Genomic DNA, 19,381 nt, shown 5'->3' on the forward strand with positions numbered 1-19,381 from the left:
ACGGGCAGCTCAGCGGGCGTCCGGTGGCTGATACACCCCCCACACCGACCGCAGCGTGTCGCAGACCTCGCCCAGGGTGGCGTGGGCGCGGAGGGCGCGCTTCATGGGTGGGAGGACGTTGGCCGTGCCGTCGGCGGCCTCGCGGAGGTCGAGGAGGGCCGCGTCAGTGATGCGGGCGTCGCGGTGGGCGCGCAGGCGGGCGAGGCGTTCGCGCTGGCGGGTCTCCAGGGCGGGGTCCACACGGAGGGGGGTGTAGGGCTCCTCGGTGTCGAGGCGGAAGCGGTTCACGCCGACCACCACCCGCTCCCCCGCCTCCGTCTCGCGCGCGATCCGGTACGCGTTCCGCTCGATCTCGCCCTTCTGGTAGCCGAGTTCGATGGCCGCCTCCGCCCCGCCCAGCTCCTCCACCCGGCGCAGCAGCCCCAGCGCGGTCCGCTCCACGTCGTCGGTGAGCCGTTCCACCGCGTACGACCCGGCGAAGGGGTCGACCGTCGCGGTCACGTCGGTCTCGTGGGCGAGGATCTGCTGGGTGCGCAGGGCGAGGCGGGCGCTCTTGTCGGTGGGCAGCGCGAGGGCCTCGTCGAAGGCGTTGGTGTGCAGGGACTGGGTGCCGCCGAGGACCGCCGCGAGCGCCTGCACGGCGACCCGGACGAGGTTGGCCTCCGGCTGCTGCGCGGTGAGCTGGACCCCGGCCGTCTGGGTGTGGAAGCGCAGCATCCACGACCTCGGGTCCCGCGCCCCGAACTCCTCCCGCATGATCCGGGCCCACATCCGGCGCGCGGCACGGAACTTGGCGACCTCCTCCAGCAGGGTCGTACGCGCCACGAAGAAGAAGGACAGGCGGGGCGCGAAGTCGTCCACCTCCATGCCGGCGGCGAGGGCGGCGCGGACGTAGGCGACCGCGTCCGCCAGCGTGAACGCGATCTCCTGCGCGGGCGAGGCTCCGGCCTCGGCCATGTGGTAGCCGGAGATGGAGATGGTGTTCCACCTCGGCAGCGCGGCGGCGCAGTACGCGAAGAGGTCGGCGGTCAGCCGGAGGGAGGGGCGGGGCGGGAAGATGTAGGTGCCGCGCGCGATGTACTCCTTGAGGATGTCGTTCTGGACGGTGCCGGTCAGCCGGTCGCCCGGTATCCCCCGCTCCTCCGCCACCAGCTCGTACAGGAGCAGCAGCACGGCCGCCGGGGCGTTGATCGTCATCGAGGTGGAGACCCGGTCCAGCGGAATCTGGTCGAACAGCTCCCGCATGTCCTCGATCGAGTCCACCGCCACCCCGACCCGGCCGACCTCGCCGCGCACGAGGGGCGCGTCGGAGTCGTACCCCATCTGGGTCGGCAGGTCGAAGGCGACCGAGAGGCCGGTGACGCCGTGGGCGATCAGGTCCCGGTAGCGGGCGCCCGACTCGGCGGCGGTGCCGAACCCGGCGTACTGGCGCATGGTCCAGGGGCGGCCGGTGTACATGGTCGGGTACACGCCACGGGTGTAAGGGTAGGCCCCCGGTTCGCCCAGCTCGGTGGCGGGGTCCCAGCCGGTGAGCGCGCCGGGACCGTAGACCGGCTCGATCGGCGTGCCCGACTCCGACTCTCGCGCCATGGCTGCCTCCGGAATCCGGGGGGCGCTCCCCTTCCACGATGCCTCGTTGTTCGGCGGCGGGCGCGCGGGGGAAGCATTCCGGGCATGAGGACTCCGGGGAGAACCGTCGCCCTGTTCGCCTCGGCCGCCGCCCTCGCCGTGGCGCTCGGGGGGTGCAAGCCGCCGCCTCAGGGGGCGGACGGGAAGCCCCGGTACCCGGTCCGCTTCGACACGCCCTCGGCCCGGCCGCACACCACCGCCCGGGCCCTGTTCGCGCGCGGGGACAGCGGGACGGGCGTACGGGAGCTGCAGGCCCGGCTCCGTCAGGTGCAGTGGCTGAACGACGGGCCGACCGGGGAGTACGACGACCTCACCGAGCAGGCGGTCAGCGGCTTCCAGGGCAAGCGCGGGCTGCCCCGTACGGGCCGCGTGGACGACGTCACCTGGCAGCGGCTGCTCGCGATGACGCACCGGCCGGGCCAGTGGGAGCTGTATCTGATGGGCGGCCAGCCCGCCGCCCCGCCCGACCCGCGCTGTCTGACCGGGCGGGTGCTGTGCGTGAGCAAGACCAGCCGGACCCTGCGCTGGATGATCGACGGCCGCACCCTCACCACGATCTCGGTCCGCTTCGGCTCGCAGTACACCCCGACCCGCGAGGGTGTGTTCAGCATCTACTGGAAGTCCCGGCACCATGTGTCGACGCTCTACGACTCCCCGATGCCGTACGCCATGTTCTTCAGCGGCGGCCAGGCGATCCACTACTCCTACGACTTCGCGGCGCACGGGTACGCGGGCGGTTCGCACGGCTGCGTGAACGTCCGGGACGAGGGGGCGATCGCGTCGCTCTTCGCACAGGTGCAACGCGGGGACCGGGTGGTGGTGTACCGGTGAAGTGGGGGCGCGGGCGGGACCGGGGGAACGTGTCCCGCCCGCGCCAGTGCACGAGCCGTGGGGTACGGGGGGAACCCCGGCTCAGTGCGACGGCCGATGACCAGTCGGCTCACTCACTACTGCGCCGTCGCGTCCAGAAACGTCACACCTTTCCGAAACAAATTTTCGGAAGTGGCAAAGCCGCAGGTCAGAGGGGGTTTGGCGAGTCGCCGGAAGGTTGAGTTGGAGGCGCGGACGGGGGGTGCGGGGAGCGTCGTCGCTCCGGTCGCCGTCGCCCTGGTCGCCGTCGCCGGGGTTGCCGTCCTGGCTGCCGTCGCCGTTGTCCGTATCGCCCCTGCCGTCCGGGCCCCGGCGGTCGTGGGTGCGGCCGTCGATCTCGGCGGCGAGGAGGGCGCGGCAGTAGACCTTGACCCGCGCCGGGCCGCCCGCGAGGCCCTCCAGGGTCCGCTTGTTCCCGGCCTCCGGCTCCCGGCTCTCCCGCAGGTCGCGGCAGGCCGTGGTGGCGGCCCACCAGCGGGCGCCGGGGCGGTGCGAGGGCGCGCCGGAGGAAGGACGGCCGGTGGGCTCGCCGGTGCTCGCGGGCTCGTCGTCCGCCGTGCCGGGTGCCGGTGCGCGGGGGGTGGCGTCCGGGGTGCCCGAGGTGCCGGGTGAGGGGGCCGGGGACGCCGGGTCACTGGGCCGGGCGGGGGTCGCGGCGGCGGAGACGGAGGCGCCGGGGCGGGGGGCGTCGTGCCGGAACGGTCCCGGCAGCACCCCGCTGCCCGCGGCCACCGCGACCCCGCCCAGCGTGCCGGCGGCCAGCGCGGCGGCGAGGCCGAACCGGACGGGCCGGCCCCAGCGGGAGCGGCGGGTACGGGGGGCGGGGGCGCCGATGCGGACGAGGCCGGCGTCGCCGTAGCCGTACGCGGTCTCGGCGGGCACGGTCGTGCGCGCGTCCCGGAAAGCGGCCAACGCGGCCTTCTCACCCGGAAGTTCCCCGAACGCGGGGGCGCCGTGGGCGGCCAGGGCGCCGAGCAGTCCGGCGAGGCGGTCGGCGGGGACGCGGGCGTCGGCGTCGACGGCTTCCAACGGCTCACCGCGCAGCAGACGTTCCGACGTCTCACCGTCCAGCCACTTGTCGTGCTCGTCGGCCATCACATGTCCTTCTGCGTCCGCGTACGCGGATGCGTCACACTCGCGGACCGCACCGCGCCACCGCGCGGCGTTCGCTGGGGCGGGAGCGCGTCGAGCCCTCCCGTCGATTCCGGATCGGCGCCGAGGAGTTCGGCCAGCCGCTTCAGCCCCCGGTGCGCGGCGGTACGGACGGCGCCCGCGCGCTTGCCGAGCGTCTCGGCGGCGGTCCTGGCGTCGAGTCCGACCACCACGCGCAGCACGACGGCCTCGGCCTGGTCCTGGGGGAGGCGGGCGATGAGGGAGAGGGTGCCGTCGGTGGTCAGCGCCTCGATGGCCTCACCGGCGGTGTCCGAATCGGCCGCGTGGCCGGTCAGTTCGGTCTCGTCGCCGCCTATCAGGGGGCGGCGGCCGCGCATCCGTATGTGGTCCAGGGCGCGGTTGCGGGCTATTCGCGCGGCCCAGCCCCGGAAGCGGTCGGCGTCTCCGCTGAACCGGTCGAGGTCGCGGGCGATCTGGAGCCACGCCTCGGACGTGACGTCCTCCGCGTCCAAATCGCCGACCAGCGTGCGCACATAGCCGAGCAGCCGTGGATGCACCGCGCGGTACACCGTACGGAACGCGGTCTCGTCCCCCGCCTGAGCCGCGCGCACCGCGGCCGTCAACTCCGCGTCGTCCCCCTGCACCGCACTCCCTTTAACGCCCGTCCTCGGTCGGCGCGAAAGGCACGTTACGGCCTGAAACCGCTGCTCGTCCACGCCTGTGGAAGATGCAACTGACTCGTGACACGGGCTGGGTGTGACACATGACGCAGTCAAGACGCAGAACAACATACGGACCGCCCCGCGGTCCGCACCACGCGACGGCCGGGGTCTCTCCTGTGGGGGGTGGCGGCCCCGGCCGCCGCTCCGACCCCTCACCGCGCCTCCGCCCCACGACGCCTCACGATCGGGTGCTCAGGCACACCTGCCGAGATTCCCCGTCCAGCATGAGTACCCGTACTCACGGCTGAGCGCTCCCTCCAGGCCATCGTTCAGATCACCGATCCGGACGACTTGAAGGAACACGCATGCTGAACCCCTCCGCGCGGCGGGGAGCCGACACGACGCGGCCCACGAGTTCGCGTATCCACCGGATGCGGGCCCTGCTCGCGCCCGCGGTGGACAACTGGCTCGCACGTGCCTATCTCGCCGTGGTCGCGGTGGCGTTGGCGTTCTTCATCGGTGTCACCTGGGTGGGGCCGGATTCGGGGTACTCCGCGGCCTACCCGTTCATCACCACGGCGCCGCTCAGCATCCTCGTCTTCGTGGTGGCGCTACCCACGGAGTTCTACCCCGTCGCCTGGGTGCACCCCCTGGTGTTCTCCACCGGAACGATCCTGGCCGGGCTGTTCAACGCCGTAGTCATCGGCCGGTTCGCACGGCGCCGGGACCGTTGCGGGGTGGACAGGGGCTGATGTGGGGGTGGGGGGTGCGGGAGAGTGACGGCCCGCTCGGTTGCGTGGGCATCCGCTGGTTCGGCGAGCCGCCCGCTCAGCGGCCCCCCGTCGCCTCCCGGCACAAGCCCCGCAGGGAGCCCTCCCCCGTGAACGCCAGGCGGGCCTCTGAGAGGGGGTCCCAGAGGCGGCCGTCGGGGGTGCGGAGCCAGTGGGTGTCGGCGGTGGCGTGCCATTCCGCGCCCGTCTCGCGGGCGATGACCTCGCCGGCGTACGCGCCGAAGCCGCGGAGGGCGTGGGCCACGGCCTCGTACGGCGGGTGGTCGTGGCGGAGTTCCTCTATGACCCGGTCCAGGCGCCACAGGCTCTGGGGGGAGTAGTCGAGGCGGAGGCGGGCGCCCTCGCGCAGGGTGGCGACCGTGTCCGCGGCCCATCGCGCGGGGCGGTAGTCCGTCTGCGTCGTTGTTGCGTACTGGGTAGTCACATAGGGGTCAGCGGTCCCGGCCGGCCGCGCGTTGCATGATTTCCGCACTCTTTCGGCAACCGGCGCAGGACCGCCCCAACCTGCCGACAGGACGGACACAGAACCCACCCCGAGTTCAGGTTTAAGCCCGAGCCCGTGCCCTCCGCGACACCACCGCCCGCAATACCCGCCGCCCCTCCCCCGAGACGTCCAGAGCCCGCCGCAGCCCCTGCGACCCGTGCTCCGCGAGGAGTTGGAGGACGACCGTCTGCCGCCCCAGCTCGGCCTCGACCAGCGGCAGCGCCTCCTCGGCGGAGCCATGAGCCGGGTCCAGCAGCCGGTGCACCCGCAGCGAAGCCGCCGAGCACGCCTCCGCCCACTCCCGCAGCGCCTCCCCGTCCCGCTCGGCCGGAGCCGACAGCAGCATCCCCCGCGCCACCTCCGCCGCCTCGGAGCCAGGCTCCATCGCCCCTACCGCCGCCCGCACCTTCTGAAGGCTCTCGGACCAGTCGGAGTCGTCCACCAGATGCGCCCACAACGGACGCAGCAACTCGTCGTCCTCGACGACCAGGGACACACACCGATCCGAACAAGCCAGCCCACTCGCGGCCAGCCCCCGCGTGTCGGCCTGCGCGATCAGTTCCTCCAGGCTCATGGAATGCCTCCCTCGCCTGGGCACCGCCTGTACGGAGCCCGCATTTCCCCTTACTGCGTGCGACGGGCCCGGAGTGTCACAGTCACCGCTTTTCAGCCAAGCGCACCGGACGGCAGCGAGGGTCCCTGGTGGGCCTTCTCGTTCTGCATCCGGGTCAGCCGGTGGACCACCACGGCGGCCAGCACGGCGGCGACGAGATCGACCCCGTCGACCACTGCGAGCATCGCCGCCCCGGACTCCACCCGCAGCAGCCGGTCGGCGACCAGCCCGGCCACCCAGGCCGTCCACCACAGGTCGACCAGACCGTGCCCGGCCGGCCGGCCCTGCGGCGCGCTGGCGTCCCACGCGTCCAGGACGATCCGGCGCGGGAACCAGAAGTTCACGAACGGGATGAACCAGCCCCCGATCGTCCACCACCGCGCCTTGCTCTGCGAACTCGCGTCGAACACCTCGGCGTTGACCCGCACCCGCCACAGCCAGCACAGGTACACGACCGCCGCGGCGAGCAGCAGGGCCCCCTGCGTGACGTCCAGGACCGACCCGGTCAGAAGGGACGGCCGCGCCAAGTCGGCCCAGATCGCCACCGCGTCACCGGCACCGACGAGCCCGAGCAGGATCACCGTCGCCCGCCCCAGCCCCACCGGCGACCGCAGCGGCGGCCCCGGTGGCACGAAGGGCGCGAAGGACTCGGCCGGCGCGCAGCGGGCGCACCGCGTCTCCCCGGTGACGGCCTCGGTGCTGTGGCAACTGGCGCAGATCATGAAGGAGTTCCCCCCGGTAAGGCTGAGACGGCGTACGCGGCCCTCCCCAGAGCCGCGTACACACGAGCGAACACGGAAACTTACGTGCTACGCCGACATTCCGTCCACTCACCCCAGCTTGTTCGCCAGCTCCTTGAACTGCGGCCAGGACAGCGCCGGCTGTCCCGGGTCCCAGAGCTTCTGCACGGTGGCCCGCAGCGGCATCCGGATGCCGGACGCGACCTGGCTCTCGGTCTGGGCGTTGGCGAAGTCGCACCACACGGCGAAGGAACCGCCGAGGATCTGACCGTCGTACCGCGCCGGGACGGCACTCGTGCCCCGGATCACGCGCGGGGTCCACTCCTGGTAGATCCGCTGCCCGGTCGGGTACGTGAAGTCGTTCGGCTCGCCGAGGACGTAGTACAGGTACTCGTCGTTGTAGTTGTAGACCTCGCGGCCCGCGCTCAGATAGTCCACCGGGGGCCGGGCGCCGATCTCCTTGCCGGTCCAGTAGGCGACCTGGATGTCCTTGGCGGGCTGGATCGTGGAGTCCCGCAGGAAGCCGTCGTTCCACGCCCGCATGGTGCGGTCGTGGTTCCGGACGGTGTCCGCGCGGCCGTTCAGCCAGCCGGTGGTGAGGTCGGCGACGTTGCCCTTGGCGCCGTAGGCGTCACGGGCGGCTGCGGCGAGCTGCGGATAGGACGCCTCGGGGTCGGGCACGACCAGCGCCTGGTACTCGTCGCCGCCCAGGTTCCACTTGCCGCCCGGGAACAGGTCCGCGTACTCGTCGAGCAGATCGTCGACGATCTTCGCGGACTCGGGCTTGGAGATGTCGATCGCGCCGCGCGTGGCCTTGCCGTTGACGTTGCGGAGCTGGAGATCGGGGTGGGCGGCGATGACGGCGCCCAGGTGCCCCGGCGAGTCGATCTCGGGCACGATCTGGATGTGCCGGGCGGCCGCCAGGTCGACGATCTTCTTGACCTGCGCCTTGGTGAGATGGTCCCTGGAGACGATCTCGGGGTGGCTGGTGGACTGGATGCGGAACGCCTGGTCGTCCGAGAAGTGCAGTCCCAGCTCGTTGTACTTCAGGTCGCCCAGCTCGCGTATCCGGTCCTCGATCCAGGTCTCCGAGAACGGCTTGCGCGCGATGTCGAGCATGAAGCCGCGCGCGGGCTTGGCGGGCTCGTCCTTGACGACGCCCTCGGGCGCGGTGCCGCCGCCGTGGACCTCCTGCTTGAGGGTCCGGGTCCCGTAGAAGACGCCCGCGTCGGCGGGCCCCTGGATGTCCACCCGGCCGTCGCGCACGGTCATGGTGTACGACTCCGGGTTGCCGCTCCCGCCGAGGCCGAGGCGGACGTCGCCAGCCTTGGAGTCGTTCTTCTCGCCGCCGTAGTCGAGGCCCAGCTCACCGGCTATGAGCTTGCCCTCGTCGGCCAGCGCCGGATCGGTGACCACCACCCGGCCGCCGTCCTGCGGCTTCCAGCCCGGCCCGCGCGCCGCGGTGTGCTCGCGCACCGCCGGGATGGTCTGCGGCGCCTTCGACATCGGGTACGAGCGGCTGGGCGAGGGGGTCGGCGGGTCGGCCTGCCGGGAGGCGCCGACCGCGCCCGCGTCCGGGCCTCCACCGGAACCACCCCCTCCGGATGACGCCCACACTCCGACGCCCACCCCGACCACCACGGTCCCGGCGACCGCGGCGGCGGTGATGGCCCGCTTCCGATTGAGCTGCCGTGCCGAAGCACGATGTCTGTGCTGGCTCACCCTCCCAACGTACGACCGATCCGCGGTTCACCCGTCACCGAGGCGTTCCGAAACTCTCCCGTCCGAGTGAAATTCGGGCATCAGCCGGACACACAGTGACCACTCTCGATAACGTGTCGGCACATCCTTCACAGGTCCCCCTGTCGTCCCGTGCCGCCACGGCACACTCCTGTCCCCCCTCCCATGAGGACCCACGCTGCCTGCGCACCGTTCGCCGTATCTCCCGACCCCGCTCGACGCCTTCAACCTGGCGCCGGCCGAGGAGGCCCGCGCGCTGCTCCTGCGCTGCCTGCGCAACGCCCGCTGGGCGCACCGGCTCACCGAGCACCGCCCGTATCCCGACCTGGCCGCCCTGCTGGCGGCGGCGGACGAGGCGGCCTACGACCTGCGGGCCGTCGACCTGGCCGACGCCCTCGCGGGCGAGTCCCTGCCCGAGCTGCCCGAGGACACCTACTCGGCCGCCCACACGGCGCTGAGCGCGGCGCACGCCGCCTACGAGGCCCGCTTCGGCCATGTCTTCGTGATCGCGCCGGGCGGCGCCTCCCCCGAGGAGGCGCTGGACCGGGTCCTGGAGGGCATCCGGTCACGATTGGCGAACGATCCCGAGGACGAGCGGGTGGTGGCCGCCGAAGAGCTGCGAGGTCTGGCCCGGCACCGGCTCACCGCCCATCTGGGCACCCCCGCCACCCGTACGACCAGCCACTACGCACCCCGGCCGGGCGTATAGCGGCTCAAGCGGGGCGGATCGCGGACCAAACGGAACGGATGCGCACGAGCCGGGACGCCACAACCGGCCGGATCACCCGAAACAGGCCCACCGTCAGCCGCACCGCGCCTCATGGATACGATGCTGAGGGCCGGTGGACCGTACCCGGCCGGGCCCGACCGACAGTGAAGCCGGCGCGGCCCTAGTCCCCGCATCCGGAGGGTTCTTCCGTGCCGGCTGGAACGCTGTACCGCGGCCGGGAAGGTATGTGGTCCTGGGTGGCTCATCGAGTCACCGGCGTCCTCATCTTCTTCTTCCTGTTCGTTCACGTGCTGGACACCGCTCTCGTGCGTGTCTCCCCCGAGGACTACGACAAGGTCGTAGCCACGTACAAGACCCCGATCGTCGCGCTGCTGGAGTACGGCCTCGTGGCCGCCATCCTCTTCCACGCGCTCAACGGTCTGCGCGTCATCGCCGTCGACTTCTGGTCGAAGGGCCCGCGCTACCAGAAGCAGATGCTGTGGAGCGTCCTCGGCGTCTGGATCATCCTGATGGCCGGCGCCCTGTACCCGGTCCTCGGCCACGCCGCTCGTGTCCTGTTCGGGAGCTGACGCCGATGTCCACCTCTGAGATCAACCTGACGGGCTCCTCCGCGGACGCCGCCGAGGACGCCTACGCGCTCTCCCTCGACGCGCCGCGCTCGCGCACCCGTACCAAGAAGACCCCGAAGTCCACGCGGGGCAACTTCGAGATGGCCGCCTGGCTCTTCATGCGCCTGTCCGGCATCGTGCTGGTCGTGCTGGTCCTCGGCCACCTGCTGATCCAGCTCGTGCTGGACGGCGGCGTCTCCAAGATCGGCTTCGCCTTCGTGGCCGGCCGCTGGGCGTCCCCGTTCTGGCAGGTCTGGGACCTGCTGATGCTGTGGCTGGCGATGCTGCACGGCGCCAACGGCCTGCGCACGGTCATCAACGACTACGCGGAGCGCGTGAACACCCGCCTGTGGCTCAAGGGCCTGCTCTACACGGCCACGGTGTTCACCATCCTGCTGGGCACGCTGGTGATCTTCACCTTCGACCCGAACATCCGCTAGGCACGGGGCTGCGAGAATCATGAAGATCCACAAGTACGACACCGTCATCGTCGGCGCCGGTGGCGCGGGCATGCGCGCGGCCATCGAGTCCACGAAGCGCAGCCGCACCGCCGTGCTGACCAAGCTCTACCCCACCCGCTCCCACACGGGCGCCGCGCAGGGCGGCATGGCCGCGGCGCTGGCCAACGTGGAGGAGGACAACTGGGAGTGGCACACCTTCGACACGGTCAAGGGCGGTGACTACCTGGTCGACCAGGACGCCGCCGAGATCCTGGCGAAGGAGGCCATCGACGCGGTCCTCGACCTGGAGAAGATGGGCCTGCCGTTCAACCGGACGCCCGACGGGACGATCGACCAGCGCCGCTTCGGCGGTCACTCCCGCAACCACGGCGAGGCCCCGGTCCGCCGGTCCTGCTACGCGGCCGACCGCACCGGCCACATGATCCTCCAGACGCTGTACCAGAACTGCGTCAAGGAGGGCGTGGAGTTCTTCAACGAGTTCTACGTGCTGGACCAGCTCATCACCGAGGTCGACGGCGTCAAGACGTCCTCCGGCGTGGTGGCGTACGAGCTGGCCACCGGCGAGATCCACGTCTTCCAGGCGAAGTCCGTGATCTACGCGTCCGGCGGCACCGGCAAGTTCTTCAAGGTGACGTCCAACGCGCACACCCTGACCGGTGACGGCCAGGCCGCGTGCTTCCGCCGGGGCATCCCGCTGGAGGACATGGAGTTCTTCCAGTTCCACCCGACCGGCATCTGGCGCATGGGCATCCTGCTGACGGAGGGCGCCCGCGGTGAGGGCGGCATCCTGCGCAACAAGGACGGCGAGCGCTTCATGGAGAAGTACGCGCCGGTCATGAAGGACCTCGCGTCCCGTGACGTCGTCTCGCGCTCGATCTACACCGAGATCCGTGAGGGCCGGGGCTGCGGTCCCGAGGGAGACCACGTCTACCTCGACCTCACCCACCTGCCGCCGGAGCAGCTCGACGCGAAGCTCCCGGACATCACCGAGTTCGCGCGCACCTACCTGGGCATCGAGCCGTACACGGACCCGATCCCGATCCAGCCCACCGCGCACTACGCGATGGGCGGCATCCCGACCAACGTCGAGGGTGAGGTCCTCGCGGACAACACCACCGTCGTGCCGGGTCTGTACGCGGCCGGCGAGGTCGCCTGTGTCTCCGTGCACGGCGCCAACCGCCTGGGCACCAACTCGCTGCTGGACATCAACGTGTTCGGCCGCCGCGCGGGCATCGCCGCCGCCGACTACGCCCACACCGTGGACTTCGTCGAGCTGCCGGAGAACCCGGCCGCGACGGTCGTCGCGCAGATCGAGCGGCTGCGGGACGCCACGGGCACCGAGCGGGTGGCCGACATCCGCCGGGAGCTGCAGGAGACCATGGACGCCAACGTGATGGTGTTCCGCACCGAGCAGACGATCAAGACGGCGGTCGAGAAGATCGCCGAGCTGCGCGAGCGGTACCTGAACGTGTCCATCCAGGACAAGGGCAAGCGGTTCAACACCGACCTGCTGGAGGCCATCGAGCTGGGCAACCTGCTGGAGCTGGCCGAGGTCATGGCGGTCTCCGCGCTGGCCCGCAAGGAGTCCCGCGGCGGTCACTACCGCGAGGACTACCCGAACCGCGACGACGTCAACTTCATGCGTCACACGATGGCGTACCGCGAGGTGGGCGACGACGGCTCGGAGACCGTGCGTCTCGACTACAAGCCGGTCGTCCAGACCCGCTACCAGCCGATGGAGCGTAAGTACTGATGGCTACCCCTGTTCTGGACAAGGTGGAGGCGGACTCCGCGGCGTCCCCCTACATCACGGTCACCCTCCGCATCCGCCGGTTCAACCCGGAGATCGCGGCGGAGCCCCACTGGGAAGACTTCCAGTTGGAGATGGACCCCAAGGAGCGCGTCCTCGACGGGCTCAACAAGATCAAGTGGGACCTCGACGGCACGCTGACCTTCCGGCGTTCCTGTGCCCACGGGATCTGCGGGTCCGACGCGATGCGGATCAACGGCAAGAACCGTCTGGCCTGCAAGACGCTGATCAAGGACGTCAACCCGGGGAAGCCGATCACGGTCGAGCCCATCAAGGGCCTGACCGCGCTCAAGGACCTCGTGGTCGACATGGAGCCGTTCTTCCAGGCGTACCGGGACGTCATGCCGTTCCTGGTCACCACCGACACGAACGAGCCGACCCGTGAGCGGCTGCAGTCCGCCGAGGACCGCGAGCGGTTCGACGACACCACGAAGTGCATCCTGTGCGCCGCGTGCACCTCGTCGTGCCCGGTGTTCTGGAACGACGGGCAGTACTTCGGCCCGGCCGCGATCGTGAACGCCCACCGCTTCATCTTCGACTCGCGCGACGACGCGGGCGAGCAGCGCCTGGAGATCCTCAACGACCGCGACGGCGTCTGGCGCTGCCGCACGACCTTCAACTGCACGGACGCCTGCCCGCGCGGCATCGAGGTCACGAAGGCGATCCAGGAAGTGAAGCGCGCGCTGATCACCCGCCGCTTCTGAGACTCGTCTCCGACGGTCCCCAAGGGCCCCGTTCCGGTTTCCGGAACGGGGCCCTTTCGGCGTCGAAATCATCGGGGGCCACCTCTTGGTGACGCCGGTACCGGACGCGCCCCACGCCTGCGTGCTGACCGACATCATGGTGCTGCTGTTCAGGGGCGAGCTGCACCGGCGCGAGACCCTGGTGGCGCAGAAGATCGCCATCCGGCTACCCACAGGCCCGGAGGACTACGCTGTCCTCGAAGTGACCTCCGAGAACTGGAAGGACGACCTGGGAACGAAGGTCAACGCCTACGCCCAGGCCGGAGTCCCGGTCTACGTCGTCGTGGACCGCACCCACCGACGCCTCCACCTCTTCACCGACCCCACCGAGGGCCAGTACGCCCACCACCGCGCCCACGCCCCCGGCGAACTCGTCGCCCTCCCCGACTCCATCGGGGCGAAGGTCACCCTGGACGTGGCGGCGATCATCGAGGCGGGACGCCCTCGTCGCTAGCCTGACGGGATGTCAGACGACGAAGCGCATGAGTTGCTGGGGTTCGACAACGTTGTACTGCCCGTGGGGGATGTCGGGGAGGCGGTCGCGTTCTACGAGCGGGCCGGATTCACCGTGGGGTTCCGGTTCGACGAGGGCGGTATCGCGCTCCTGAGGGTCGGCGGGGAGACGCCCGGCATTCTGCTGCGGCTGGAGGACGGGCTCGGGCACCGGCCGCCCTCCTGGCCCGCGTCCCGGCTCTGGCTGGAGGTGCCGGACGCCCGCGCGGCGGCGCGACGGCTGGCGGCGGTGGGGATCGAGCCGGTGGACGAGGCGATGTCGACGGCCACCGGGCGGACCGTGGAGTTCGCGGACCCGTGGGGGAACGTCTTCGGGTTCACCGACTACACCAAGCGCCCCGAACTCGCCCGCAGGGCTTGAGACTCAGACCTCACCCCGCTTGGTTGAACACGTTCAAAAACAGGTCTACAGTCATCCCTGTCAGCGTTTTGAACGCGTTCAAGAAGGGGTGGGGCATGGACCGCACCGTCATCGCCTACGTGATCTACCTGGCCGTCAGCATCGGGCTGACCGTCTGGGTGGCCCGCACGCTCAGCCGCAACGGCCGGGTCTTCCTGTCGGACGTGCTGCACGGCAACGAGAAGCTCGCCGACGCCGTCAACCACCTCCTGGTGGTCGGCTTCTACCTGGTCAACCTCGGTTTCGTGACGCTCTACCTGAGCGACGACGGCACGATCGAGGACACGAGGGGCGTCTTCGAGGCCCTGTCGGCCAAGCTCGGCGTCGTGCTGCTCGTCCTCGGCGTGATGCACCTGGGCAACGTCTTCGTACTCAACAAGATCCGCCGCCGGGGCCTGATGGAGCGCGAGTCGCAGCCGCCGGTCCCCCCGCAGGGCTGGGTCGCGCCGACGGCCGGCGCATGAGCGGGACCGTGGACCGGGGTGTCACGAGCGCCCCGGTCCGGGGGCTGACGGTCCTCTACGACGCCGAGTGCGGCCTCTGCGCCCACGTGCGCGACTGGCTCGGCAGGCAGCCGCAGTTGGTCCCCCTGGAGCTGGTTCCCGCCGGCTCGGCCGAGGCCCGGACCCGGTTCCCCGGTGTGGACCCCGCCGCGACGCTGGAGGAGGTCACCGTGATCGGGGACTCCGGCCAGGTGTACCGGGGTACGGCGGCCTGGATCGTGGTGCTGTGGGCCCTGCGCGAGCACCGCCCGCTGGCCCACCGGCTCAGCACCCCGGCCGGCTCCCTGGTGGCGCGGAGCGCGGTGCTGGCGGCGGCGAAGTACCGGGGCGCGCAGTGGAGCAGGCAGCGCGGCGGCCGATGGGGCGGGCAGAGCACGTACAGCCGCGCGGACGGCTGGCGGTACGTCCCCGACCAGGGCTGGGTCCACGACCCCCCGGCCTGCGCCGACGGCACCTGCCCCACTGGTTAGGCTCCCTACGTGCCCGCGAAGAACGACGGCCCCGAGGCCGGACCCCAGAGCAAGTCGGAACACACCCGCGCGCTGATCCTCGAGACCGCGATGCGGCTGTTCCAGGAGAACGGCTACGACAAGACCACGATGCGGGCCATCGCCAAGGAGGCCGGCGTCTCGGTCGGCAACGCCTACTACTACTTCGCGGGCAAGGAGCACCTGATCCAGGGCTTCTACGACCGGATCGCCACCGAGCACCAGGTGGCGGTCCGGTCGGTGCTGGCGAAGGAGACCGACCTGGAGGCACGGCTCGCGGGCGTGCTCACCGCGTGGCTGGACATCGCCGAGCCGTACCACGAGTTCGCCGTGCAGTTCTTCAAGAACGCGGCCGACCCGGACAGTCCGCTCAGCCCCTTCTCGGCGGAGAGCGAGCACGCCCGCGAGCAGGCGATCAGCGTGCACCGGGAGGTCCTGGCGGGCTCCAAGTCCAAGGTCTCCCCCGAGCTGCGGGACGCCCTGCCCGAGCTGATGTGGCTCTCCCAGATGGGCCTGGTCCTCTACTGGGTCTTCGACCGTACGGAGAACCGCGAGCGCAGCTACCGCCTGGCCCGGCGCGGCGCCCGCCTCACCGCGCGGGGCGTGGCCCTGTCCCGCTTCCGGGTGCTGCGGCCGCTGGTCCTGGAGGTCCACGAACTCTTCAACGACTTCCTGCCGGGCATGACGAAGGCCCTCCCGGCGCCGCGAAGCCGGAGCTGATCCGGCCCGCGCGGCGAGTCATCCCCGCGCGCGGCGGGGGTACACGGTGAGCACCCGATACTCCGCATGCCCCGCATGCCACGCACGAGAGTGGTGCCCCTCATGGCCGAGACCCAGGACGTCGTCGAACTCATCCTCCAGGACCACCGCCGCATGGAGGACCTCTTCCGGCTGATGCGCAGCGTCGAGGCGGACCGCGCGACGGCGCTCAAGGAGTTCGCCGATCTGCTGGTCGCGCACGCGCTGGCGGAGGAGGCGGAGGTCTATCCGGCCCTGAAGCGGTACCGGAACATCGACAGCGAAGAGGTCGAGCACGGCGAGCACGAGCACGACGAGGGGAACGAGGCTCTGCTGCACCTGCTGGAGGTGAAGGAGGTCGGCTCCGAGGAGTGGGACTCCAAGCTGGAGGAGCTGGTGGAGGCGATCACCCACCACACCGACGAGGAGGAGCGCACCATCCTCAACGGCGCCCGCGAGAACGTGGCGATGTCGCGCCGCGAGGAGCTGGGCGCGGCGTTCCTGGAGGACCGCGCCCGCCGCCTCAAGGACGAGCCCGGCTCGGTCGAGAACCTGCGCCGGATCGTCGGCTCCTCGGACTGAGTCAGCCGTGCGGGAGGTCTCGCATCTCCCAGGAGTGACCGGGCTCGTGCCCGCCGAAGAGGGTGCACACGTCGCCGTCCTCGGCGGGGGCCTCGCAGTTGGTCGGGCGGACAAACTCGTAGTGGCCGCCGCCCCACTGGACCCAGAGCTGGGTGTCGCGGTCGATCTCGCCGAGGTGGTCGGCGTGGGGGCCGTCGTGGGCGGCGTCCAACTCGCAGGCGAGGTAGGTCAGTTCGTGCGGAGGTAACTCGGCGGGGTCCTCGGGGGTGGCTTTCAGGTGCCGGATCAGCTCTTCGCGGGGCGGGTGACCGGGCTGGTTGCAGTGCCTTCTGGGGTGATGAGCCGGCGATGGGAGTCCTGCAATCCCTGCGGCAACTCGTCCGGGTCGAACCACCGGGCCTCCAAAATCTCGAAGTCGTCGATCTTCAGGGTTCCTCCGGTGTGCAGGGCCTCGTAGGCGACCTCCACCCGGAGTCGGTATCCGCTGGTCAGACGGACGAGACGGCCGGGCGTCACGTCGAGCCCCGTCTCTTCCTTGACCTCGCGGACGACGGTGAGCGGGAACTCCTCGCCCCTCTTCGCGAACCCGGTCGGCAGCCCCCACGGGCGCCGCTCCGGCCACATCCGGTGCTTGAGGAGGAGCACCTGACCGGCGTCGTTACGGACGACCCCGGTCACCCCCACCATGAACTTGGCGTTCGCCAGCCACAGGACCCGCCACTGCACGGACCCCCGCATCGCGTGCCACAACCGGGCGACAACTCGCTTCATGACCAAGCCTTTCGCTTCGCGGAATCGCGGTTCTCGGTCATTAGAACGTCCGGCGCGGCTCACAGGTACTCGCCCCTGCTGCGGGCGTTCGCGCGGGCGGTCAGGGCGCGTAATCGTTCCTCGGGGGTGGCGTAGCGAGCGTCCTCCGGGCGGACGGTCCATTCCGTCCCACCGGTGGCGGGGCGCAGCGACCAGAGGCCGGCCCATTCCCCCCGGAATTCCCCCACGCGTTCGTGCGCGTCCACCAAGAGGGTTCCGATGGGCGGGGGTTGAGGGGGTTCGTCCAGCACTGGGCACTCCTCTGCGTAGCGAATCCACTACCAAGGGGAATCAGAGTGACCTAGAGTTTGAGACCACTCAACTTGGCGTCAGTGGACGGAAAGTCGGTGATCGCGCCTTGAACATCAAGGAGTTGAACCCGGACAGCTCACCTCAAGCGGCCTTCGGCGCACATCTGCGCACCTGCCGGGAGGAGAGGGGGTGGAAGCAGGAGGATCTCGCCGGCGAGATGGAATATTCCAGCACGCATATTTCGTCGGTCGAAACTGGTCGCAAGATGCCGACCTTGCGGTTTTCGCGGAGCGCCGACCGGGCCCTGGGAACGGGCGACCAGTTCGAGCGGCGGTGGCGCGAGCTGAGGCACGGCGTGCTGCTGGAGGGGTTCCCGGAGTACGCGGGGCTGGAGGGGCGGGCCGTGGAAATCCGGCTCTACGAGATCGGGATCATCCCCGGTCTGCTCCAGACGCCAGAGTACGCGCGAGTCCTCGCAGAGAGCGCCGTGGAGCGCGGCGCGATCACAGCCGAACAGGCCACCGAGCGCGTCGCGTTCCTAGCAGCACGTCAAGCCGCGCTGGAGCGACCCCGGCCGCCCATGGTGTTTCTCGTTATGGACGAGAGCTGCATCCGCCGGACCGTCGGCAGTCCCGAGGTCATGGACGCACAGCTCAATCGACTGATTGAGTGGGCCGCTCGCCCCAACACCGTGCTACAGATCGCACCGTTCGACATAGGCGAGCGCCGCCCGTTCGACCTACCGGTGAACCTGCTGACGCTGGCCGACCGATCGCTACTCGGCTACGCGGAGTCCCAGACCCAGGGGCGCCTAGACCGCGAATCGACCTCGGTGCTGCCCTTGCTGACGGCCTACCATCAGCTACAGGCCGAATCTCTCTCCCAGGCGCTGTCTGTGGGCGTGATCGAACAGCTTCGAAAGGGCACCTCGTGACGACCAACGACTCTCCCCGCTGGTTCAAGTCTTCTTACAGCAACAACGGCGGCAACTGCATCGAGGTCGCCACCAACCTGCTCCCCGCCCACGGCGTCGTCCCCGTCCGCGACTCCAAGGTCCCCGCAGGCTCGGTGCTGGAACTCCCCGCCGCCGCCTTCGCCTCCTTCGTGACCGGTGTCAAGAACGGTCAGTTCGGCACCGTCTGAAAATCCCCGCCCGCCTCGCTGTCCTCTGCCTACGTAGGGACAGCGAGGCTACGCTGCTGCCCCATGACCAAAACCCCGAACTGGTTCAAGTCCTCGTACAGCGGCATCATCCCCGTACGCGACTCCAAGCACCGCACGGGCGCCGTACTGGAACTCCGCGCCGCGACCTTCGCCTCCTTCGTGACCGGCGTCAACAACGGTCACTTCCGCGCCCGTTGAACCCGGCGCGCACGGTCGAGTACCGGGCCGACGGTCTGACGATGACCGGCCACCTCGCGCTCCCGGCCGGTACTGGCCGTCGGCCCGCCGTGCTGCTCGGCCCGGAGGGCATGGGGCTCAGTGATGTCGAGCGCCGCCGGGCCGACGCCCTCGCCGAACTGGGTTACGTATCGCTCGCCTTCGACCTCCACGGTGGGCGCTACCTGAGCAACCCCGAGGAAATGCTGGCCCGTTGCCTGCCGCTGCTCGCCGACCCCGAGCGGATGCGGAACCTCGGCCACGCGGCACTGGACGTACTGCGCGCCGAACCGAGGGTCGACCCCGATCGGATCGCCGCCGTCGGCTACGGCACCGGCGGCGCGATCGCGCTGGAACTCGGGCGCGACGGCGTCGACCTGCGCGCGATCGGGACGGTCAACGGACTGACCACCGGACGGCCGGGCGAAGCGGCCCGCATCCGCTGCCCGGTGTGGGCCGGAGTGGGGTCGGAGGACCCGATCATGCCGCCCGCGCAACGGGACGCGTTCGCGGCCGAGATGCAGGCCGCGGGCGTCGACTGGCGCATCGTGGTCTACGGCGGCGCCCTGCACGCCTTCCACCACCCGCCGGTGGACCATCCCACGGTCCCCGGAGTCGGCCACCACCCCCGGCACGCCGAACGCGCCTGGCGCGACGTCGTCGACCTGCTCGCCGAGTGCCTGCCCGTGACGGGGTGAGCCGGTCAGTCCACCCTCCTCCA

The 19,381-nt window shown here is 70.7% G+C and carries 26 protein-coding genes and 1 pseudogene; 17 read left to right on the forward strand and 10 right to left on the reverse strand.

The window, feature by feature from the left end; all coding sequences use genetic code 11:
• Positions 1-9: 9 nt before the first annotated feature.
• Positions 10-1,590: an acyl-CoA mutase large subunit family protein gene (locus ACZ3HQ_RS03440; RefSeq protein WP_467507591.1), complete on the reverse strand. Its 1,581-nt coding sequence runs from the start codon at positions 1,588-1,590 to the stop codon at positions 10-12.
• Between the two features lie 84 nt (positions 1,591-1,674).
• On the opposite strand from ACZ3HQ_RS03440, the gene ACZ3HQ_RS03445 reads away from it, so the two are divergent.
• A complete protein-coding gene (locus ACZ3HQ_RS03445; protein WP_467507593.1) occupies positions 1,675-2,460 on the forward strand; it encodes a L,D-transpeptidase family protein in 786 nt (261 codons plus the stop codon).
• Positions 2,461-2,541: 81 nt separating this feature from the next.
• On the opposite strand, the gene ACZ3HQ_RS03450 is transcribed toward ACZ3HQ_RS03445, so the two are convergent.
• Together ACZ3HQ_RS03450 and ACZ3HQ_RS03455 are read right to left on the reverse strand one after the other, a co-directional pair.
• Entirely contained in the window at positions 2,542-3,594 is a 1,053-nt protein-coding gene (locus tag ACZ3HQ_RS03450) for a hypothetical protein (protein ID WP_467507595.1), read from the reverse strand.
• Positions 3,594-4,256, reverse strand: coding sequence for an RNA polymerase sigma factor (locus tag ACZ3HQ_RS03455; protein WP_467507596.1), 663 nt, complete (start codon positions 4,254-4,256; stop codon positions 3,594-3,596). The genes ACZ3HQ_RS03450 and ACZ3HQ_RS03455 overlap by 1 nt, the downstream gene beginning before the upstream one ends.
• A gap of 383 nt (positions 4,257-4,639) precedes the next feature.
• On the opposite strand from ACZ3HQ_RS03455, the gene ACZ3HQ_RS03460 reads away from it, so the two are divergent.
• Positions 4,640-5,026, forward strand: coding sequence for an SCO4225 family membrane protein (locus tag ACZ3HQ_RS03460; RefSeq protein ID WP_467507598.1), 387 nt, complete (start codon positions 4,640-4,642; stop codon positions 5,024-5,026).
• Positions 5,027-5,102: 76 nt separating this feature from the next.
• Here the strand turns inward: ACZ3HQ_RS03460 and ACZ3HQ_RS03465 are convergent, their stop codons facing one another.
• The 4 genes from ACZ3HQ_RS03465 to ACZ3HQ_RS03480 all read right to left on the reverse strand — a co-directional run bounded on the left by ACZ3HQ_RS03465 (position 5,103) and on the right by ACZ3HQ_RS03480 (position 8,624).
• A complete protein-coding gene (locus ACZ3HQ_RS03465) occupies positions 5,103-5,489 on the reverse strand; it encodes a hypothetical protein (protein ID WP_467507600.1) in 387 nt (128 codons plus the stop codon).
• Between the two features lie 121 nt (positions 5,490-5,610).
• Complete coding sequence (locus ACZ3HQ_RS03470) at positions 5,611-6,123, reverse strand: hypothetical protein (RefSeq protein WP_467507602.1); 513 nt, start codon at positions 6,121-6,123, stop codon at positions 5,611-5,613.
• A gap of 92 nt (positions 6,124-6,215) precedes the next feature.
• A complete protein-coding gene (locus ACZ3HQ_RS03475; protein WP_467507604.1) occupies positions 6,216-6,884 on the reverse strand; it encodes a DUF4328 domain-containing protein in 669 nt (222 codons plus the stop codon).
• Positions 6,885-6,992: 108 nt separating this feature from the next.
• Entirely contained in the window at positions 6,993-8,624 is a 1,632-nt protein-coding gene (locus ACZ3HQ_RS03480) for a beta-N-acetylhexosaminidase (RefSeq protein ID WP_467507605.1), read from the reverse strand.
• A 196-nt stretch (positions 8,625-8,820) separates the two neighbouring features.
• Here ACZ3HQ_RS03480 and ACZ3HQ_RS03485 point away from each other — a divergent pair, with 196 nt between their 5' ends.
• From ACZ3HQ_RS03485 to ACZ3HQ_RS03535, 11 genes and pseudogenes are all read left to right on the forward strand, one after another.
• Positions 8,821-9,351: a 2-oxo-4-hydroxy-4-carboxy-5-ureidoimidazoline decarboxylase gene (locus tag ACZ3HQ_RS03485; RefSeq protein ID WP_467507990.1), complete on the forward strand. Its 531-nt coding sequence runs from the start codon at positions 8,821-8,823 to the stop codon at positions 9,349-9,351.
• A 209-nt stretch (positions 9,352-9,560) separates the two neighbouring features.
• Positions 9,561-9,941 (forward strand): succinate dehydrogenase, cytochrome b556 subunit, encoded by a 381-nt coding sequence (sdhC, locus tag ACZ3HQ_RS03490; RefSeq protein WP_037774792.1) that lies wholly within the window; start codon positions 9,561-9,563, stop codon positions 9,939-9,941.
• Positions 9,942-9,946: 5 nt separating this feature from the next.
• Positions 9,947-10,420 carry a succinate dehydrogenase hydrophobic membrane anchor subunit gene (locus tag ACZ3HQ_RS03495; protein WP_030806556.1) on the forward strand — a complete coding sequence of 158 codons (474 nt, stop codon included), beginning with the start codon at positions 9,947-9,949 and terminating at the stop codon, positions 10,418-10,420.
• Positions 10,421-10,439: 19 nt separating this feature from the next.
• Positions 10,440-12,194 (forward strand): succinate dehydrogenase flavoprotein subunit, encoded by a 1,755-nt coding sequence (gene sdhA, locus ACZ3HQ_RS03500; protein ID WP_467507607.1) that lies wholly within the window; start codon positions 10,440-10,442, stop codon positions 12,192-12,194.
• Positions 12,194-12,955, forward strand: a complete 762-nt coding sequence (locus ACZ3HQ_RS03505) for a succinate dehydrogenase iron-sulfur subunit (protein ID WP_467507609.1) — start codon at positions 12,194-12,196, stop codon at positions 12,953-12,955. The genes sdhA and ACZ3HQ_RS03505 overlap by 1 nt, the downstream gene beginning before the upstream one ends.
• Positions 12,956-12,989: 34 nt before the next feature.
• Positions 12,990-13,448: pseudogene (locus tag ACZ3HQ_RS03510) on the forward strand (Uma2 family endonuclease); the annotation flags it as partial.
• Between the two features lie 9 nt (positions 13,449-13,457).
• Positions 13,458-13,868: a VOC family protein gene (locus ACZ3HQ_RS03515; RefSeq protein ID WP_467507611.1), complete on the forward strand. Its 411-nt coding sequence runs from the start codon at positions 13,458-13,460 to the stop codon at positions 13,866-13,868.
• Between the two features lie 95 nt (positions 13,869-13,963).
• Positions 13,964-14,371 (forward strand): hypothetical protein, encoded by a 408-nt coding sequence (locus ACZ3HQ_RS03520; protein ID WP_467507612.1) that lies wholly within the window; start codon positions 13,964-13,966, stop codon positions 14,369-14,371.
• On the forward strand, positions 14,368-14,880 hold the full coding sequence (locus ACZ3HQ_RS03525) for a thiol-disulfide oxidoreductase DCC family protein (RefSeq protein ID WP_467507614.1): 513 nt from the start codon (positions 14,368-14,370) through the stop codon (positions 14,878-14,880). The genes ACZ3HQ_RS03520 and ACZ3HQ_RS03525 overlap by 4 nt, the downstream gene beginning before the upstream one ends.
• A 9-nt stretch (positions 14,881-14,889) precedes the next feature.
• Entirely contained in the window at positions 14,890-15,618 is a 729-nt protein-coding gene (locus ACZ3HQ_RS03530; protein WP_467507616.1) for a TetR/AcrR family transcriptional regulator, read from the forward strand.
• Between the two features lie 102 nt (positions 15,619-15,720).
• The gene (locus tag ACZ3HQ_RS03535; protein ID WP_467507617.1) at positions 15,721-16,218 is read left to right on the forward strand and encodes a hemerythrin domain-containing protein; all 498 of its coding nucleotides are present in this window, start codon (positions 15,721-15,723) and stop codon (positions 16,216-16,218) included.
• Between the two features lies 1 nt (position 16,219).
• Here the strand turns inward: ACZ3HQ_RS03535 and ACZ3HQ_RS03540 are convergent, their stop codons facing one another.
• The 3 genes from ACZ3HQ_RS03540 to ACZ3HQ_RS03550 all read right to left on the reverse strand — a co-directional run bounded on the left by ACZ3HQ_RS03540 (position 16,220) and on the right by ACZ3HQ_RS03550 (position 17,279).
• Positions 16,220-16,429: a hypothetical protein gene (locus ACZ3HQ_RS03540; protein ID WP_467507620.1), complete on the reverse strand. Its 210-nt coding sequence runs from the start codon at positions 16,427-16,429 to the stop codon at positions 16,220-16,222.
• Positions 16,430-16,503: 74 nt separating this feature from the next.
• A complete protein-coding gene (locus tag ACZ3HQ_RS03545) occupies positions 16,504-16,989 on the reverse strand; it encodes an NUDIX domain-containing protein (protein WP_467507623.1) in 486 nt (161 codons plus the stop codon).
• Positions 16,990-17,048: 59 nt separating this feature from the next.
• The gene (locus ACZ3HQ_RS03550) at positions 17,049-17,279 is read right to left on the reverse strand and encodes a hypothetical protein (RefSeq protein WP_467507624.1); all 231 of its coding nucleotides are present in this window, start codon (positions 17,277-17,279) and stop codon (positions 17,049-17,051) included.
• A gap of 107 nt (positions 17,280-17,386) precedes the next feature.
• On the opposite strand from ACZ3HQ_RS03550, the gene ACZ3HQ_RS03555 reads away from it, so the two are divergent.
• From ACZ3HQ_RS03555 to ACZ3HQ_RS03570, 4 genes are all read left to right on the forward strand, one after another.
• Entirely contained in the window at positions 17,387-18,214 is an 828-nt protein-coding gene (locus ACZ3HQ_RS03555) for a helix-turn-helix domain-containing protein (RefSeq protein ID WP_467507626.1), read from the forward strand.
• Positions 18,211-18,423 carry a DUF397 domain-containing protein gene (locus ACZ3HQ_RS03560; protein WP_467507628.1) on the forward strand — a complete coding sequence of 71 codons (213 nt, stop codon included), beginning with the start codon at positions 18,211-18,213 and terminating at the stop codon, positions 18,421-18,423. Before ACZ3HQ_RS03555 ends, ACZ3HQ_RS03560 begins: the two co-directional genes overlap by 4 nt.
• 63 nt (positions 18,424-18,486) lie before the next feature.
• The gene (locus ACZ3HQ_RS03565; protein WP_467507629.1) at positions 18,487-18,642 is read left to right on the forward strand and encodes a DUF397 domain-containing protein; all 156 of its coding nucleotides are present in this window, start codon (positions 18,487-18,489) and stop codon (positions 18,640-18,642) included.
• A 41-nt stretch (positions 18,643-18,683) separates the two neighbouring features.
• Positions 18,684-19,358: a dienelactone hydrolase family protein gene (locus ACZ3HQ_RS03570; RefSeq protein WP_467507630.1), complete on the forward strand. Its 675-nt coding sequence runs from the start codon at positions 18,684-18,686 to the stop codon at positions 19,356-19,358.
• Positions 19,359-19,381 lie beyond the last annotated feature (23 nt).

The sequence above is a fragment of the Streptomyces sp. NPDC018263 genome (assembly GCF_055562575.1).

Excerpts from the sequence above, each read along its gene's own strand:
- ACZ3HQ_RS03440 (WP_467507591.1), bottom strand. The coding sequence starts at position 1,590 with ATGGCGCGAGAGTCGGAGTCGGGCACGCCGATCGAGCCGGTCTACGGT.
- ACZ3HQ_RS03445 (WP_467507593.1), top strand. The coding sequence starts at position 1,675 with ATGAGGACTCCGGGGAGAACCGTCGCCCTGTTCGCCTCGGCCGCCGCC.
- ACZ3HQ_RS03450 (WP_467507595.1), bottom strand. The coding sequence starts at position 3,594 with ATGGCCGACGAGCACGACAAGTGGCTGGACGGTGAGACGTCGGAACGT.
- ACZ3HQ_RS03460 (WP_467507598.1), top strand. The coding sequence starts at position 4,640 with ATGCTGAACCCCTCCGCGCGGCGGGGAGCCGACACGACGCGGCCCACG.
- ACZ3HQ_RS03470 (WP_467507602.1), bottom strand. The coding sequence starts at position 6,123 with ATGAGCCTGGAGGAACTGATCGCGCAGGCCGACACGCGGGGGCTGGCC.
- ACZ3HQ_RS03475 (WP_467507604.1), bottom strand. The coding sequence starts at position 6,884 with ATGATCTGCGCCAGTTGCCACAGCACCGAGGCCGTCACCGGGGAGACG.
- ACZ3HQ_RS03495 (WP_030806556.1), top strand. The coding sequence starts at position 9,947 with ATGTCCACCTCTGAGATCAACCTGACGGGCTCCTCCGCGGACGCCGCC.
- sdhA (WP_467507607.1), top strand. The coding sequence starts at position 10,440 with ATGAAGATCCACAAGTACGACACCGTCATCGTCGGCGCCGGTGGCGCG.
- ACZ3HQ_RS03505 (WP_467507609.1), top strand. The coding sequence starts at position 12,194 with ATGGCTACCCCTGTTCTGGACAAGGTGGAGGCGGACTCCGCGGCGTCC.
- ACZ3HQ_RS03515 (WP_467507611.1), top strand. The coding sequence starts at position 13,458 with ATGTCAGACGACGAAGCGCATGAGTTGCTGGGGTTCGACAACGTTGTA.
- ACZ3HQ_RS03520 (WP_467507612.1), top strand. The coding sequence starts at position 13,964 with ATGGACCGCACCGTCATCGCCTACGTGATCTACCTGGCCGTCAGCATC.
- ACZ3HQ_RS03525 (WP_467507614.1), top strand. The coding sequence starts at position 14,368 with ATGAGCGGGACCGTGGACCGGGGTGTCACGAGCGCCCCGGTCCGGGGG.
- ACZ3HQ_RS03535 (WP_467507617.1), top strand. The coding sequence starts at position 15,721 with ATGGCCGAGACCCAGGACGTCGTCGAACTCATCCTCCAGGACCACCGC.
- ACZ3HQ_RS03545 (WP_467507623.1), bottom strand. The coding sequence starts at position 16,989 with ATGAAGCGAGTTGTCGCCCGGTTGTGGCACGCGATGCGGGGGTCCGTG.
- ACZ3HQ_RS03565 (WP_467507629.1), top strand. The coding sequence starts at position 18,487 with ATGACCAAAACCCCGAACTGGTTCAAGTCCTCGTACAGCGGCATCATC.
- ACZ3HQ_RS03570 (WP_467507630.1), top strand. The coding sequence starts at position 18,684 with ATGACCGGCCACCTCGCGCTCCCGGCCGGTACTGGCCGTCGGCCCGCC.